The following is a 15978-nucleotide window of genomic DNA, read 5'->3' as shown; positions in this document are numbered from 1 at the left end:
TTTTATTATTGCTTTCTAGTGCAAGCACTCCGCCTTTGTTATTGCTTTTATTATTGCTTTCTAGTGCAAGCACTCCGCCTTTGTTATTGCTTTTATTATTACTTTCAAGCGCAAGCACTCCACCTTTGACATAGTTTTCTGTTGCAAATTTATTTTGTTCAATTAGAGAGGTATTTCTGTTGTGCATATTTGTTATTAGTGCATTACTTAAATGGTTCGCACCAGTCAGCTTAGATATCCCAACATTTATAAAGAGTAAATACACTATTGCTAGTAATGCAAAGCCAAGCAATCCAATTGCAATCTTCTTCATTAAAAATGAAGTTATTGTTGTAACTGGCAGGTATTTTTGCCAGTTAAGGCATGATACAGACACCAAGAGAATACTGCTTGAAATAAGCAAAGGAGTGCAAAAAATAAAAGCACATAGCTAGATAAGTAGACTCCAATAGTTAAGAACACAACTGCTGCAATCAAGCGTAAGATTCTGTCTTTTTTACCCATATTTTTTTTGATGAAGTTCATAGATAAATTATATACCATATAGAGAAGTATATTGCAGTCAATACGATACCATTGAATAAGAAAACGATATAGAAGATTGCTTATTTGGATCTAAAGATCCTTCCACATCAATCTCAAATAAAAGTAATTATGAAATCCAAAAAGAATTAAAGAATTGGTAGAGAAAGGGCATAAATCATCAATAGATGATTTTCTAGAATATTATTATCACGATTTGCCTGAACCTGCAAAAGTTATCATAGATAATGTGGATATAACTTAGTTGTTAATGTGGTGATAACTTAGCTGTTAGGGTATGATATTGAAATGATTTATACAACTTTAGGAGATACTCATGGGTGCATTTAGTGTAACACATTTAATAATTTTGTTAGTGATTGTAATTTTAATTTTTGGCACTAGTAAGATTAAGGACATTGGCGCTGATTTAGGATCTGCAGTTAAGAATTTTAAGAAAGGTTTACAAGATAATGACACTGCTCAACATACACAATCAGCTCAAAGCTCTGCTCATAGTGAACCTGTTAAGAAAGAAGAAAAGAAAAGCGTACATTAAAATCAATCTTGTATGATTGGATTGAGTTTTGGTGAGATACTTCTTCTCGGATTATTATTTCTTATTTTATTTGATAGTGAAAAGATGCCTGAACTTATGAGGGCAGTTGGTAGTTTTTTAGCTAAGGCTAGGAAGGTTTTATTTGAGGCTCAACAAGAAGTATCACAAGCAGTGGAGTCGGCAACAAGACACAAAGATGAATTTACAAAAATAGCAAACACATCGGTGGCCGAAATCGCAACAATCACGCCACCACCTGCACCAGTTATTTCACTGAGAGAAGAAAAAACTAGTGTTAAGAAAATAAGCAGGAAGGTTGTTAAAAAAGTTGTTAAGAAGTTAAAAAAAGCTACTCCAGGTAAGAAGAAGGCGAAACGAGCATGAGTGAAGGGTCTGCAATGGGGGATTTTTTTAGCCATCTTCGTGAGTTGCGAAGGCATATTGTAAGGGCATTTATTTACTATGTCTGTGCGTTGTTGCCACTTGCAGTTTATTCTAAATCTTTATTTAGCTATATGTCTAAGCCAATGTTAGCTATACTTGGTAATTCTCAAACATTGGTCTCAACTCAAATAGTTGGCACTGTTTTTGTTCCGCTCAAGCTAGCTATGCTTATGGCTCTATTTATTACTGCACCATTAATATTGTATGAAATGTGGAAGTTTGTAGTGCCAGGATTATTTCCTAATGAAATTAAACGAGCAAAACCAATCTTGATTTCTGCGGTCTTTTTCTTTTATGCGGGCTGTTGTTTTGCTTTTTTTGTTGCCCTTCCTTTGATGTTCAAGTATTTTAATGCGGTAACCCCAGAGGGCGTTACCTACATGCCTGATATATCTAATTACTTTGATTTTTTAATTGTCATGTTCATTGCATTTGGAATTGCTTTTGAGGTGCCGGTAGTTTGTTATATTTTATTGCGATTTAAAATCTTGGATTTGAATGCACTGACTAAAAGCAGGCCGTACTTTATAATGACTACAGCGATAATTACTGCTATTATCACGCCTCCTGATGCACTATCAATGTTGCTGGTGCTGGTGCCGATGTGGTTGCTATTTGAAGGCTCGTTAATATTTTTTAGATATTTTTTAAAAGATGAAAATTAGAAGGAAGGTTCTTTTAATAATTCTTGATGGTGTGGGCTGCAACCCGAATCCTGAGCACAATGGAATTGCTCTAGCATCAATTCCATTTATGAAATCAATGTTAGCAGAGTACCCACATACCACATTAGAAGCAAGTGGTCTAGCAGTAGGGTTGCCAGATAATCAAATGGGGAGCTCAGAAATTGGACATGCACTGATAGGGAGCGGGATAGTGTTAGAGCATGACCTGGTACGCATTTCAAAGGCATGTCAAGATCACAGCATAGAGCAAATTGAACCTCTACAGGTATTACTTGCTCATGCGAAAAAAAAAGGCGAGTTGCACTTGTTGGGTTTGGTTTCAGATGGTGGAGTGCATTCTCACATAGAGCATCTTGTAGCATTAATTACCTTGGCGAATACGCTTGGAATACGACCGATTGTACATGCTATCACCGATGGAAGAGATACCCCTCCTATGACATCAATTAAATACTTAGAGCGCATTGATGCTACATGCAAAGGTAATGGAGGGATGATTGCTAGTGTTTCTGGGAGATACTATGCGATGGATAGAGATAATAGAGTAGAGCGCACTGAAAAAGCATATGCTACCCTTACCGGAGATGGTGTGCGTACTTATGCATCTTGGCTCGCTGGGATACAAGAATCGCACGCTAATAATGTTACTGACGAATTTATTGAACCCTTTAGAGTTGAGTCTTCACCGTACATTACTAAAGATAGCGCACTGTTGTATTTCAATTTTAGGGTAGATAGAATGAGGCAAATCTCAAATAAATTCCACTCTTTAGTATCCCATGCAGTATCAATGACTCAAATCGATCCATCGCTTAAAGTTCCCTATCTCTTTGGGGAGAAAAAAGTCGCGACCACATTAGGAAAAATAATTAGCGACCTAGGTTTAAACCAGCTTAGATGTGCTGAGTCAGAAAAATTTGCTCATATCACTTATTTTTTTAATAATGGGAAAAATGATCCCTATGAGCGTGAAGAAAGAATTATCATACCTTCTCCTAAAGTTGCAAGTTATGACTTGGCTCCAGAAATGAGCGCAAAAGAAATTACAAAAACTATCACTGGTGCATTAACGAAAGGGCAACACCACTTTATTGCAGTTAATTACGCGAATGGAGACATGGTAGGACATACTGCAAATAGACCTGCGATCCTGCAAGCGATAGAATGTTTAGACAATCAACTCGCCACAGTTATCTCAAGCGCGATTAAGCACAATTATAGCGTAGTGCTAACCGCTGATCATGGCAATTGTGACGAGATGGTCGACAGCAACAATCAACCCCATACCCAACATAGTTTGCACCCAGTTCCCTGTATTGTTATTGATCCAGAAGTGACTTGCCTTGTGGAACACTCAGTTAATGATGGTTTGAAAATGATTACGCCGACAATCTGTTCACTCATGGGCATTGATATCCCTTCTGAAGTTGAAGGACGCAGTCTGGTTGATTTTTAGAACTGAATTTTTTCAGAAACAAACTGATAGTAAATAGCTGATATTATTGTTTTACAGTATCGCTCAATTGGTTTTCCTTGGCTGTAATCAGCCTTTAGATATTTACTTACTCTACCTTCTAACGCTTTTTGTAAAGCTTGATTGCCTTTATTTGACTTATCTGAATATACTGCTATTGAATGCCCTTGATATTTAGAAATTAAACTAAAACTAGGAATATCTGAAGCGCCGTCTCCAATATAAACAAACCGCTTAAATGGTATTCTATATTCTTTTTCACTAAATTTTCTATTAAGCTCTCGTTCATCTTCATCACTAATTAAGTTTGTCGCTCCTTTACTAATTCGATATAGGTATTGAGTTTTAATGGTGTAATTCACTTCACGAGCAGGCCAAAATGCTTGCAAAGTATCTTGGTCGTACGCAAACTGGGAGGCAAAAATAGTTTTAGCATATTGTTTAATTGGAGTTGTTTCAATCATCTCTAAATGTCCAGCTGAGATGAAATAATGCTCAACAATACAAGGATACGGATCAGAAAATGTTTGAGCAAATTTATTAATTCGTTCAAACCAATTATTTAAACCAATCACGCCAGGAAAATAATGCTTAAGTTTTTTACCATATTGATTTAATCCTGCTCTCGTTAATGGTTTGTTCGCTTTTTTTGAATGTTCCATTAAAAGATACATGTAACACAAGGTCTGTTCCATGTTTAATTTTTTACCCCTTTGTGTGACTTGCTCCCAAAATTGGGTAGGTTTGGAAAAGCCTAAGTCTGGCAATAAATGTTGTTCTTGCATATTGCCAGGGATGAGGGTGCCATCAAAATCATAAACAAAAGCTATAATACAGGCAGTATTTGAACTAGAAGTCTTTAACATATGAATAGTATAATACATGTATGATATTGTCCTTACTTATCAGATTGCAATCTTATTGCTTTGAATTAAAATTTTACTACCTCTATAATTTAATCAGACGAATCAATAAACACTATCGAACTTTTCGTGCAGTTGATGTGTGCCAAACACCCCTTGGAGCGAGCAATTCTAATTATTTTAGAGTCGGTATTTTTTTCTGTCAAAATACTGACCTGTTAATTGTGGGCAATGACATGCTTATGGAATTAAGTAATGGGATAGTTCGTTCAAAACATCTAGCTTCTCTTACCCTCATTCAAGTACATGAGAATATTCTGAAAAATCCTTTACCCGACGCATCACTAAGCACCATGTTATCTTTACCAAATCAATACTCTAGGAAACAAAGAAATCAATGGTTGCGACAACAAATTCTAGCTAATAGTATTGACATTTGGTTAATAATAGATAGCTCATCTAAGTTTTTAGAAAACGACTTGCTCGTATTTTTAGAAAACAGCAATCAAGTGGTAGTCCTTACTGATATTCCATTTAATCAAAAAAAGAGAAACACCAATATTGATATCAACCGATCTGTGTATAGCATCCCCGACTTAGTCTTAATTAGTAATGCTGATGAATTTGAGCTCTGGGAAAATATGCGATTTGATAATTGTTTAATTCGCTCAGCAAAAGTAATTGATCAAATGATTGACCATTATCGAAATAGCTCACAGCTCGTTATTGGGGCAACTAGCTCTGAGCAGAAACACTAATGGCGCTTACCTATACACCTCTTTGTGAGTTTAACACTCCAGCTCCTAATTTTAGATTACCTGACGCGCATGGTACTTTTATTACAAGAGATATGGTAAAGAAAGCTAATGGACTTTTAGTTATGTTTATCTGTAATCATTGCCCCTATGTAAAAGCCATACAAGAAAAACTCGTTTCTACCTCAGAGCGATTGCTAAAAGAATCCATCGGCTGTGTGGCGATTATGTCTAATGATTATTTAGCTTACCCAGAAGATTCACCTGAACAAATGCTTACGATTGCAAAATCTCACCAGTATCCATTTTCTTATCTGATTGATCAAACCCAAGAAATTGCAAAAGCGTACGGCGCTGTATGTACACCTGATTTTTTTGGCTACAACAGCGAACTCAAGCTTCAATACCGTGGAAGATTGGACTCTGCCCGATCAGATACTTCGGTGAGCAACCCAATACCAGAACTACTAAATGCAATGAGTGAAATTATTAAAACCGGCAAAGGTCCGATAACGCAACACCCAAGTATGGGCTGCAATATCAAATGGAAAGCTGATACTCGCCTACCTTAACAACTGATCCTATCAATGAGAGTACCCCTCTTTGATTTTTAATTGTAATAACATTTCTAGATTTTGTGACCGGATTTGTAGTGCATACTTGGCGCAAGCCTTCTTGGCTCTCCCAAATTGCGCTATAGACAGAAATTAACGCTGTTCCACAAGAACCGGTAAACCCCACTCCTCGTTCATAAATGATTATCTGCAATTCTGCATCGCCCTGCATAGGCTCATAAAAACTAACATTAACACCATGAGGGAAAATATCACACTCTGTGTTACAGTATTGGCCGATTTTTGACAAGATGTCAATATCGCCTGCTTGATCAGTGATATCATGTAAATTAAAAATAGCATGTGGATTTCCTGCCGAGATTAAATGCACCGGTATGGTTTTTTCCAGCAGTGGTAAAAATAACAAATACCGGCCATCAGCACTCCTATTAAGTTTATTCACCAGAATTCCAGATTGAATTAACTCGTCTCGATCAGTGCTTGTGACACCCACTTCAACCTCCACGCTTTGATCTTGCAAGACTCTTCCAAATTGACGGTTAGATGGAGAAAGGAGCATAAAAGAATCTTGGGATGTTGATTCTGCAAGATGAGCAATTAAACTTCTAGCTCCATTTCCACATTGTGCAGCATAAGAACCATCCGCATTATGAATATGATATGGAATTACACCATCTGATTCGGGATGAACTTGAAGTAATTGGTCATAGAAAAGCCCAATATGCTTTAAAGACTCAGTTAATTGACGAACCTTGCTTTGCGTTAAACTTGGAATGGTACGCAATAATGGTTGTTTCCAGTATAAAGATTGCTCAAAATAATCATTTGGAAAGTTATTTTGTGCTTGATTTCCTGATATTATTGCAATATAGTTTTCATGGGCATTATAAAGCACCAAATTAATTAATTGATTCGATCCGTTCATACCCGTATAAATTTACCATAAAATAGAGTAATTAATTAATGCGTATCGTCAATCAATCAATTAGCTTTTCAAAGCTAAACAACCTCAGGCATTGCAAAAAAAAGTTTGTACTCAGTAGCCAAGATAGAATTCAAAAAGATACCCCTCAAGACAATAAAACACTGTTTAATCAAGAATCAAGAGAAATTACAAAATACTTTATAAATAATACCACGAAAGATAAAAATTATAAAGATGCTAATTTTGATGCAACAGATACTGCCATACTTTGTCAGACGAAAAATTTATTTATTTCTCGTCCTGCCTATTTATATCAGGATATACCTATAACCTTTCCATTGCTTTTTTCACTTGGAGAAAAAAAAATACAGCTATTTGAACTTAAATCAATTATCAATATTAGAAAACACCATTATGAATTACTGGCGTTAAAAGTACACTTACTTCAATTAATGGGATGGGAGATAGTTTCTACTACATTAGTTAACATTAACCACGATTTCATTTATCAGGGAGATTCTCAATATGATGGATTATTTAAGTTCCATGATTTGAGTCAAACTATTTTAGAACATATTGAGGGCGGGAAGGCAATTTTAAACGAAGCACGATTATTACTTTTATTGGGAAATATTCCAGATACAGCAATGGGCAAACATTGTGAATTTCCTAACCAATGTTACTTTTTTTCTCATTGTTCTGAACATAAAGTTAAACCCACTAATTCTCTTTTAAGTACCAACATGTTAGAATCTATAAATAAAACAATTTCTAAACTTCCTAGACCAATTTATTTTTTTGATGTTGAAGCTATATCATTCACGATACCCCGCTGGAAAGGCTGCAAGCCATTTGACAAAATACCTTTTCAATTTTCTTGCCATGTATTAACTGAAGATGGTGCATTGCATCACCATGAGTTTATAGACACCAGTGGAGAGTACCCAGTAAAACAATTCTCAGAAGCTCTCGTAAAAGCCATCAGGCATGAAGGCTCAGTATTAGTGTATGACATCTCTTTAGAACGACATAGTGTCAAATTATGTCAAAAAACCAATCCAGAAATTGCATCAGAACTACTTAGGATTGACAGATCTTTAGTAGATCTTCTCCCAATCATTCGCTCTGCAATTGCTTCAGACAAATCTTCACAAGAAAAATTCTCATTAAACTTAAAATCATTAGTACATGGTATTGACCCCACTTTAACTTATTCCAACTTAGCCGGTGTAAAAAATGGGTACGAAATACAAAATGCTTACATCAGGTGTATAGATAGCTCAACAACTCATGAAAAAAAAGAAGAGATCAGAACCCACATGGGTGCCTATTGCAAAAGAGACACCGAAGTACTCGTTGCATTACTGCAGAAGTTAGCTACGGTTAACTAGTTACTGAACTTCTTTCGTTCTTCTCTAAAATATTTAATTTTTTCAGCTATTTTTGCCTCAAAACCATGATTCTTTGGATGATACCACTCTTGATCATCTTTAGGAAAATAAACTTGTTCTGGCTCAAATCCATTGGGATAATCATGGGCATAGCGATAGCCTGAAGAGTGCCCCATTTCTTTTGCGAGTGTTGTTGGTGCATTTCTTAAATGTAAAGGCACCTCAAAGGAACTGTGATTTTTTACATATTCCTGAGCCTCTAGCATTGCGTAATAACCTGCATTACTTTTGCTAGCTAACGATAGATACACCACAGCAATACCAAGCGCAAGCTCACCTTCGGGGCTACCAAGTCTTTCGTAGGTTTGGGCAGCTTCTAATGCAATGGTGATTGCTCTAGGGTCTGCAAGACCTACATCTTCCCAACTCATTCGTATAATCCTGCGAGCAATAAAATGTACATCAACTCCGCTATCCAACATACGACATAACCAATACAATGCAGCATCAGGATGGGAGCCTCTGACTGATTTATGTAAAGCTGAAATTTGGTCATAGAAGACATTTCCTCGCTTATCAAATTTAGATGGTTGTTTGGAAAGTAACTGCGCAACTGTAGTAATTGAAATTAAAGTAACATCAGGCACATTTACCATAGCTTCTAGAGCTGAAATTAATCGCCTCCCATCACCATCTGCGTATTGTATCAAATAATCAATAACTTCTTGAGGTAATGGTTTTTTTGTCCACACACGCTTTATTATTTGTAACAAACTTTCATGGTCTAAAGTGCGTAATACAAAAACTCGCACTCGCGATAACAACGCCTGATTAATTTCAAAGGATGGATTTTCAGTAGTAGCGCCAATCAATACAAATGTCCCATCCTCAACAAAAGGTAGTAAGGTGTCTTGTTGGGATTTGTTAAAGCGATGAATCTCATCAATAAATAAAAATATTCGCTTACCATTTTGATGTTCGCTTTTTGCACTTAGAACAGCGTCTCTAATTTCTTTGACACCCGAAAATACTGCGCTAAAAGTAATAAACGATGCGTTATCACTTGCACACAGTACCCTAGCTAGGGTAGTCTTCCCGCACCCAGCTGGCCCATATAAAATCATTGACTGAAACTTTCCAGAACAAATCATTACTTCAATTGGCATTCCTTTACCTAATAAATGATTTTGTCCGAAAATTTCATTAATACTAGTTGGGCGCATTGCCTCTGCCAAAGGTAGGTTTTTATTAACGCTCATCAATCTTATTATAGTAGTTTTGGTGGGCCCCCTCGGACTTGAACCGAGAACCAACGGATTATGAGTCCGCTGCTCTAACCAATTGAGCTAGAGGCCCATGTATAGTTAAGAATCTTCTAAAAATGACCTTATGATCTGGGATCGAGAAGGGTGTTTTAATTTTCTTAACGCTTTTGCTTCAATTTGTCTAATTCGCTCGCGCGTAACACCAAGATGCCTACCAACTTCTTCTAAAGTATAATCTTTTGCAATACCAATACCGAATCTCATTTTAATAACTTTTGCTTCTTTGTCCGAAAGTGTATTTAAAATTTCATGGATAGACACATGAATGTTGGATTCACTATTAAACTGATCAGGTGAAAGTGCGTTAACATCTGTAACAAAATCACCAATTCTGGAATTATCCTCATCCCCAACCATTTGATCAAGTGAAATAGGGTCAAGAGATATCTTTAACGCTTTTCTAATTTTCTCTTCAGATAATACAATTTTCATATTTTTATGTTTTGATAATTGATCTGGGGTTGGCTCTTTACCAGTTTGAGAAAGCAAAGATCGTGATACTTTATTTAGTTGATTTATAGTTTCTATCATATGCACAGGTATTCTAATGGTTCTGGCTTGATCCGCAATTGATCTAGTAATAGCCTGTCTAATCCACCAGGTTGCGTAGGTAGAGAATTTATACCCTCTTTTATATTCAAATTTATCTACAGCTTTGATTAATCCTAAGTTCCCTTCTTGTATCAAGTCTAAAAAGTTTAACCCTCGATTGGTGTATTTTTTTGCAATAGAAATTACTAATCGTAAATTCGCTTCGATCATTGCTTTTTTTGCTTTTTGTGTTTCGATCTCTGCTCTAGTTATGTTTTTGTAGAGATCTTTAATTTTAACGAGCGGAAGTTGGCATTCCTGCTCTATTTTTTGAAAAATTGCATACGACAAATCGATTTCTGAAAGCTGCTGCTTGAATTTAATTTTATCAAATTTAGGGGCGCTCTTAATGACTTTTTCTAACCAATCTCTCTTTATTCCATGTTTAAGGTATTGCTGAATAAATAAATCACGATCCACGCCATTTGATAACGCTATAGTAAGTAATTTTTTTTCCTCTTTCTTAATCACATTTCCTACTTCTCGCGTCAGGGCAATCATTCTCGCAACAAACACATAGGCAAAGCGAAGCTCTAGAAACAACTTTGAGCATCTTTGTTGTGCGGCTGCTTTTATTTTTTGAGGTTTTTTACCTAAGTTACCGCTAAATATATCATAATTTCTTTTGATTGCAGAAAGAGTGATTGCTAATTTTTGTTCATCTATTTGAAATAATTCACCATCTTCATCTTCAACTTTTCCAATTTTCTTCCCACGATACTTTACCTTTTTACGCTTAGCGGCAATTTTAGCTTCTCGGGTTGCTCGAGCAAACGCCTCATCAAGGGTCTCTCGATTGTCATTAAAACCAATTACTATATCAGCCAGCCTCATTAATTTCTGCTGATATAAATTATAAGATCCTAGCAATAAATTATAACTGCTCGGAAAGTAGCATAGGCATTTTAGTAGGATAACAATACCTTCGTCTATTCGTTTTGCTATTTCTATCTCACCTGCCCTACTGAGCAAATCTACCGCACCCATTTCGCTCATATAAATCTTTACCGGATCGCCACTACGAGAGCTTTCGGAGCTTAATCGTTCAAGGCTAAAGAGATTTTCTTGGAGCGCATCTTCATTGCGAAGACTATCGCCACCTTCTGTAAAATTAATCTCATCGTAGTTTGGAGGTTTTACAACAATATCAATACCTAAATTCTGGATTGATTCAGACACTTCCGCTATTTGCTCAGCGTCGATATGTAGAGGTAACCTATCCTGAACTTCTGTTATAGTGACATATCCACGGACTTTATTATCATTAATGAATTCCCAAAACTCTTGCATATTTGGAGCATTGTCAAGATCAATTTCTTTATGCTCCTCAAAGTGTTTTTTCGAATGAGTATCGTTAGCGCGCTGAGGGTCGTTTTTTACTTCATGAGCAACAACACCCTTAACGGTTGAATTCGTTTTATCTTTTGCCTGATCTTTTGTTAGACTTTTATCCTTTGTAGAGACCGGATTTTTATTTAATTTGGGTTCTTTTTTTTTGTGAATCTCAGACTTCTTCGACTTAGTTTTTACTATTTGCTTTGATTTGATTTTCTTTATCATTGTTGATTATTGATTTATTGTTTTAACGTTTTTTTACCATGCTTTGGTATAAAATTATAAAACAAACATTTTACCACACGATTGAGTAAACTATGAGTTCCAATATTAATAATAACTGTTCACTTTCGCATACACAACTTAGTGCCTGTTTACGAGTGCTTTCCTGCGATATGGTAGAACAAGCAAACTCTGGGCATCCAGGAGCTCCGTTAGGTCTGGCGGACATTTCTACAGTATTATTTAAGCGATTTCTAAAGTTTGACCCAAGCAATCCTGACTGGTTAAATCGCGATAGATTTGTTTTATCTAATGGCCACGCTTCCGCTCTTCTATATTCATTATTACACCTCACTGGGTATCAATTATCGATTGAAGATTTAAAAAAATTTAGACAATTAGGCTCAAAAACCCCTGGCCATCCAGAGTATTCTCACACTCCAGGGGTTGAAGCAACAACTGGACCGCTCGGTCAAGGGCTTGCCAATGCTGTAGGAATGGCAATTGCAGAACGCACATTAGCAGCACAATTTAATTTAGATGGCTTTAATATTATAGACAACCATACCTATTGTTTTATGGGGGATGGTGATGTGATGGAGGGTATTTCACATGAGGCATCCTCTTTAGCAGGAACATTAAAACTTAATAAGTTAATAGTGTTTTATGATGATAATGGTATCTCAATTGATGGGAAAGTTGAGCATTGGATGAGCGAGGATGTCTCGCTTCGTTTTAAGTCATATCAATGGAGGGTAATTGGACCGATAGATGGCCATGACCCAAACGAGATATCACAAGCTATTACCCAAGCTAGAACACCTTGCGACAAACCTACTTTAATTATTTGCAAAACACAAATTGGTTTTGGGGTTCCAACTAAGGTTGGCAGTGAAAAAATTCATGGTAGCCCACTTGGAGCAAATGATATAAAACTACTAAGAGAAACTTTGCAATGGCCATATCCTCCATTTGAAATCCCCTTGGAATATAAAGAAAATTGGGATATGCGCACAGTTGGTTCTTACGCATATAAAACTTGGGCACTTCAACTTCAAGCATATGAAAATAATTACCAGGATAAATATATTGAACTAATTAGAAGAACACAAAAAAAATTACCCCTACATTTTGAAGAGTTATTTGAGCAGACTGCTAACAGTGTTCATCAAAATGCAAAAAAACAAGCAACAAGACAAAGTTCCCAACAAGCATTAGAAGCAATCGCACCACAACTTCCAGAACTATTTGGTGGGTCAGCAGATTTAACTAGCTCAAACTTAACATCATGGAGCGGAACAGTTCCGTTACACAAATCATTACAAGGAAATTATTTATACTACGGCGTGAGAGAATTTTCGATGGTAGCCATTCTCAATGGCATCTCACTGTATGGAGGATTCATCCCTTACGGTGGTACATTTCTAGTTTTTAGTGATTACGCTCGTAATGCAATACGGCTTAGCGCAATGATGAATCAAAAAGTCATTTTTATCCTTACCCATGATTCGATTGGGCTTGGAGAAGACGGGCCAACTCACCAACCCATTGAGCATCTATGGTCGCTTCGACTCATACCCGGTCTCTCGGTCTGGAGACCTGCTGATAGTCTAGAAACATTAGTAGCGTGGCGAGAAGCGGTAAAGAATAAAGGGCCAACCGTTTTAGCGCTGAGTAGACAATCTTGCTTATACCTTCAAAAACCCAATGACTCAGCAAGCACGCAATTAAAAGCAATTGAAAAAGGTGGCTACATTGTCCATGACTTTAAAGACTTTGATGGGATTATTATTGCTACAGGTAGTGAAGTGTCTATTGCAACCCAAGTAATGGAAATACTTGCAAAAGAAGAAATATATTTACGGGTAGTGTCGCTGCCATCAGTAAATCAATTTCTAGGGCAACCCTATAATTTTCAAAAAGAAATAATTCCAGAAGACACTGCTAAAATAATTGTGCTCGAAGCCGGAGTTACCTTACCTTGGAAAGGGCTTTTTGGTAAATCAATTTGTGTGCTGGGAATTGATTCCTTTGGTCAATCAGCACCAGAATCAAGTTGTTATAAGTATTTTAAATTAGATGTATTATCAGTAACTATAAAAATAAAGGAGTATATAAAATAATGAGTGTAATAAAATTTGCAATAAATGGATATGGTAGGATTGGTAGAAATGTGCTCAGGGCATTCTTTGAAGGTAATTATACCGATACACTAACCTGCGTGGGTATTAATGATCTAGGTGACTCAAACACCTTAGCTCATCTGACTCAATACGACACCACCCATGGTACATTTAGATCTAAAGTCGGGACGAGTGGAAACAATTTAGTTATAGAAGGTCACACTATACCTGTTTTTTCAGAACGCAATCCTGAAAAACTTCCATGGAAAGATTTAGGTGTAGATGTTGTTTTCGAGTGCACAGGTTTATTTACAAGTAGAGATAAAGCTAAAATGCATATAAATGCTGGAGCAAAAAAAGTGATTATTTCAGCACCTGCAACAGATGTTGACGCAACTATCGTCTATGGAGTTAATCATGGTGAAATCAAAAAATCAGATCAAATAATTTCAAATGCATCATGCACCACAAATTGTCTAGCAAATTTTGTTGCACCATTACATGAGCAATTAAACATCCAATCAGGACTAATGACAACTATCCATGCATATACCAATGATCAAGTTTTATGTGATGTGTACCACAACGATCTGCGCAGAGCCCGTTCTGCTACACAATCCATGATACCAGCAAAAACCGGGGCTGCAGCAGCCATTGGGCTGGTATTGCCGAGTCTTGCAGGTAAGTTAGATGGGTTTGCAATAAGAGTTCCAACATTAAATGTATCAATTGTAGACTTAAGCTTTATTGTTGATCGCAATTCAACAGTAGAAGAGGTACATTCAATATTAACAAAAAGAGCTGATGGTCGTGTATTAAAAATATCAGGCGAACAATTAGTTTCATGTGATTTTAATCATAATTCAGCTTCTGCTATAGTTGATACAACACTTACCAAGGTAAAGAACAATCATATTAAAGTTTGCGCCTGGTATGATAATGAATGGGGATTTTCCAATCGAATGTTAGATGTTGCCTTATTACTAGGGTGATACAGATATCATGAAGCAGATACCGTACAAATCATTTAAAAACAAAAAAATATTATGCCGAGAAGATTTAAATGTGCCAACAACCTATCATAATGGAAAACATACCATAACATCTTTAAATAAGTTTTACGCTACTCAATCAAATTTAAAACCACTTTTAGAAGCAGGCGCTCAGGTTGGCATTCTTACACACTTTGGAAGACCAGCTAATGATGGTTCAGATCAAAAAGAATATTCTGTTGAGTTTATGGTTACTGTACTGCGAGATTTATACAAAGTACCTGTAACATTTTGCTCATCTATACAAAATAAAACAATACCATTTCGAAGTAAAGAAATAATACTATTTGAAAATGTACGGCTAAACGCAGGAGAAACTTCAAACGATGAGGTTTTAGCAGATCGTTATAACTCAATGTGTGATGTATATATTTTTAATGCATTTGCTACTTCACACCGTGCACATAGCTCCACAGAAGCTATTATCAAAATTGCAAAAGAGGTTTACTTGGGGCCATTAGTAGAATACGAAATAAAACAATTGGATACAGCAATGAATAATCCAACTCGACCATTAATTGCAATTATTGGTGGGAAAAAGGTTTCAACTAAATTTGATTTAATTAATAATATGCTCAATTTTGTTGACACATTAATAGTTGGTGGCGGTATTGCCAATACTTTTTTAAAAAGTAACGGTATTAACATTGGATCATCAATTTGTGAAGATAATTTTTTAGAACAATCAAATAATCTTTTAAACAACAAAGGTAAAAATAAAATTATCCTGCCCATTGATGTAATCACTGCTAAATCAATAGATTCAAGAATTGGCAACAATGTAACGATAAGTAAAGGTGTCGCAAACGATGAAATGATTTTAGATATTGGAACACAAACAGCATTACATTATAGTTCAATAATCAAACAAGCTAAAACAATCCTATGGAATGGACCGTTAGGCGTAATAGAAAAAGACTTATTCAAAGATGGAACAAAAGTAATAGCTCAGGCTATAAATAAATCAGATGCATTTGTAATAGCAGGTGGAGGGGAAACAGTGTTTGCAATAGAAATGTTTGGGATTTCAAACAGAATCAATTATTTAAGCACTGGTGGTGGCGCATTTCTAGAATACTTAAACGGAACTAAACTGCCTAGTCTTAAGGCTTTTGAAAAAAGAAAAAAATCATAGG

16 protein-coding genes and 1 tRNA gene are annotated in these 15978 nt (G+C 36.1%); 10 read left to right on the top strand and 7 right to left on the bottom strand.

What is annotated here, in order from left to right; all coding sequences use genetic code 11:
- Together QM538_03285 and QM538_03280 are read right to left on the bottom strand one after the other, a co-directional pair.
- A partial coding sequence (locus QM538_03285) for a hypothetical protein (protein ID MDI9347504.1) occupies window positions 1-313 on the bottom strand: 313 nt, incomplete at its 3' end.
- 11 nt (window positions 314-324) lie between these two features.
- Window positions 325-525: a DUF2892 domain-containing protein gene (locus tag QM538_03280; protein MDI9347503.1), complete on the bottom strand. Its 201-nt coding sequence runs from the start codon at window positions 523-525 to the stop codon at window positions 325-327.
- A 334-nt stretch (window positions 526-859) separates the two neighbouring features.
- Between QM538_03280 and tatA the strand changes: the two genes are divergently transcribed.
- The 4 genes from tatA to gpmI are packed head-to-tail and all read left to right on the top strand — an operon-like array spanning window position 860 to window position 3667.
- Window positions 860-1081, top strand: coding sequence for a Sec-independent protein translocase subunit TatA (gene tatA, locus QM538_03275; GenBank protein MDI9347502.1), 222 nt, complete (start codon window positions 860-862; stop codon window positions 1079-1081).
- A gap of 12 nt (window positions 1082-1093) precedes the next feature.
- Entirely contained in the window at window positions 1094-1465 is a 372-nt protein-coding gene (locus QM538_03270) for a twin-arginine translocase TatA/TatE family subunit (protein MDI9347501.1), read from the top strand.
- Complete coding sequence (gene tatC / locus QM538_03265; protein MDI9347500.1) at window positions 1462-2190, top strand: twin-arginine translocase subunit TatC; 729 nt, start codon at window positions 1462-1464, stop codon at window positions 2188-2190. Before QM538_03270 ends, tatC begins: the two co-directional genes overlap by 4 nt.
- Window positions 2180-3667, top strand: a complete 1488-nt coding sequence (gene gpmI, locus QM538_03260; protein ID MDI9347499.1) for a 2,3-bisphosphoglycerate-independent phosphoglycerate mutase — start codon at window positions 2180-2182, stop codon at window positions 3665-3667. Before tatC ends, gpmI begins: the two co-directional genes overlap by 11 nt.
- Here the strand turns inward: gpmI and QM538_03255 are convergent.
- Complete coding sequence (locus tag QM538_03255; GenBank protein ID MDI9347498.1) at window positions 3664-4551, bottom strand: HAD family hydrolase; 888 nt, start codon at window positions 4549-4551, stop codon at window positions 3664-3666. The two genes, gpmI and QM538_03255, sit on opposite strands and share 4 nt — an antisense overlap.
- 20 nt (window positions 4552-4571) lie before the next feature.
- Here QM538_03255 and QM538_03250 point away from each other — a divergent pair, with 20 nt between their 5' ends.
- Together QM538_03250 and QM538_03245 are read left to right on the top strand one after the other, a co-directional pair.
- Complete coding sequence (locus tag QM538_03250; GenBank protein ID MDI9347497.1) at window positions 4572-5306, top strand: hypothetical protein; 735 nt, start codon at window positions 4572-4574, stop codon at window positions 5304-5306.
- Window positions 5306-5875, top strand: coding sequence for a thioredoxin family protein (locus QM538_03245; GenBank protein MDI9347496.1), 570 nt, complete (start codon window positions 5306-5308; stop codon window positions 5873-5875). Before QM538_03250 ends, QM538_03245 begins: the two co-directional genes overlap by 1 nt.
- Here the strand turns inward: QM538_03245 and QM538_03240 are convergent.
- Window positions 5844-6803: a hypothetical protein gene (locus tag QM538_03240; protein MDI9347495.1), complete on the bottom strand. Its 960-nt coding sequence runs from the start codon at window positions 6801-6803 to the stop codon at window positions 5844-5846. The genes QM538_03245 and QM538_03240 overlap by 32 nt on opposite strands.
- Before the next feature lie 38 nt (window positions 6804-6841).
- Between QM538_03240 and QM538_03235 the strand changes: the two genes are divergently transcribed.
- Window positions 6842-8194 carry a DUF2779 domain-containing protein gene (locus QM538_03235; protein MDI9347494.1) on the top strand — a complete coding sequence of 451 codons (1353 nt, stop codon included), beginning with the start codon at window positions 6842-6844 and terminating at the stop codon, window positions 8192-8194.
- Here the strand turns inward: QM538_03235 and QM538_03230 are convergent.
- The 3 genes from QM538_03230 to rpoD form a co-directional block, all read right to left on the bottom strand.
- Window positions 8191-9453 (bottom strand): replication-associated recombination protein A, encoded by a 1263-nt coding sequence (locus QM538_03230; protein MDI9347493.1) that lies wholly within the window; start codon window positions 9451-9453, stop codon window positions 8191-8193. The genes QM538_03235 and QM538_03230 overlap by 4 nt on opposite strands.
- A 20-nt stretch (window positions 9454-9473) precedes the next feature.
- Window positions 9474-9550 (bottom strand) — tRNA-Ile (locus tag QM538_03225).
- 8 nt (window positions 9551-9558) lie between these two features.
- Window positions 9559-11670, bottom strand: coding sequence for an RNA polymerase sigma factor RpoD (gene rpoD, locus QM538_03220; protein MDI9347492.1), 2112 nt, complete (start codon window positions 11668-11670; stop codon window positions 9559-9561).
- Between the two features lie 92 nt (window positions 11671-11762).
- Here rpoD and tkt point away from each other — a divergent pair, with 92 nt between their 5' ends.
- From tkt to QM538_03205, 3 genes are read left to right on the top strand one after another with little or no spacing between them, the layout of a single operon-like run.
- On the top strand, window positions 11763-13790 hold the full coding sequence (tkt, locus tag QM538_03215; protein ID MDI9347491.1) for a transketolase: 2028 nt from the start codon (window positions 11763-11765) through the stop codon (window positions 13788-13790).
- A complete protein-coding gene (gap, locus tag QM538_03210; GenBank protein MDI9347490.1) occupies window positions 13790-14782 on the top strand; it encodes a type I glyceraldehyde-3-phosphate dehydrogenase in 993 nt (330 codons plus the stop codon). The genes tkt and gap overlap by 1 nt, the downstream gene beginning before the upstream one ends.
- A gap of 10 nt (window positions 14783-14792) precedes the next feature.
- Window positions 14793-15977, top strand: a complete 1185-nt coding sequence (locus QM538_03205; GenBank protein ID MDI9347489.1) for a phosphoglycerate kinase — start codon at window positions 14793-14795, stop codon at window positions 15975-15977.
- Window position 15978: the final 1 nt, after the last annotated feature.

The sequence above is a fragment of the Candidatus Methylacidiphilales bacterium genome, from assembly GCA_030054035.1.
Classification (GTDB): Bacteria; Pseudomonadota; Gammaproteobacteria; order JASGCS01; family JASGCS01; genus JASGCS01.
The sequence above is the reverse complement of the archived record's forward strand: the minus strand, read 5'-3'. Positions and strand labels throughout refer to the sequence as shown.

What these genes read in the sequence shown, in the direction of transcription:
- QM538_03280 (MDI9347503.1), bottom strand. Translation starts at nt 525, where the DNA reads ATGAACTTCATCAAAAAAAATATGGGTAAAAAAGACAGAATCTTACGC.
- tatA (MDI9347502.1), top strand. Translation starts at nt 860, where the DNA reads ATGGGTGCATTTAGTGTAACACATTTAATAATTTTGTTAGTGATTGTA.
- QM538_03270 (MDI9347501.1), top strand. Translation starts at nt 1,094, where the DNA reads ATGATTGGATTGAGTTTTGGTGAGATACTTCTTCTCGGATTATTATTT.
- tatC (MDI9347500.1), top strand. Translation starts at nt 1,462, where the DNA reads ATGAGTGAAGGGTCTGCAATGGGGGATTTTTTTAGCCATCTTCGTGAG.
- gpmI (MDI9347499.1), top strand. Translation starts at nt 2,180, where the DNA reads ATGAAAATTAGAAGGAAGGTTCTTTTAATAATTCTTGATGGTGTGGGC.
- QM538_03255 (MDI9347498.1), bottom strand. Translation starts at nt 4,551, where the DNA reads ATGTTAAAGACTTCTAGTTCAAATACTGCCTGTATTATAGCTTTTGTT.
- QM538_03250 (MDI9347497.1), top strand. Translation starts at nt 4,572, where the DNA reads ATGATATTGTCCTTACTTATCAGATTGCAATCTTATTGCTTTGAATTA.
- QM538_03245 (MDI9347496.1), top strand. Translation starts at nt 5,306, where the DNA reads ATGGCGCTTACCTATACACCTCTTTGTGAGTTTAACACTCCAGCTCCT.
- QM538_03240 (MDI9347495.1), bottom strand. Translation starts at nt 6,803, where the DNA reads ATGAACGGATCGAATCAATTAATTAATTTGGTGCTTTATAATGCCCAT.
- QM538_03235 (MDI9347494.1), top strand. Translation starts at nt 6,842, where the DNA reads ATGCGTATCGTCAATCAATCAATTAGCTTTTCAAAGCTAAACAACCTC.
- QM538_03230 (MDI9347493.1), bottom strand. Translation starts at nt 9,453, where the DNA reads ATGAGCGTTAATAAAAACCTACCTTTGGCAGAGGCAATGCGCCCAACT.
- rpoD (MDI9347492.1), bottom strand. Translation starts at nt 11,670, where the DNA reads ATGATAAAGAAAATCAAATCAAAGCAAATAGTAAAAACTAAGTCGAAG.
- tkt (MDI9347491.1), top strand. Translation starts at nt 11,763, where the DNA reads ATGAGTTCCAATATTAATAATAACTGTTCACTTTCGCATACACAACTT.
- gap (MDI9347490.1), top strand. Translation starts at nt 13,790, where the DNA reads ATGAGTGTAATAAAATTTGCAATAAATGGATATGGTAGGATTGGTAGA.
- QM538_03205 (MDI9347489.1), top strand. Translation starts at nt 14,793, where the DNA reads ATGAAGCAGATACCGTACAAATCATTTAAAAACAAAAAAATATTATGC.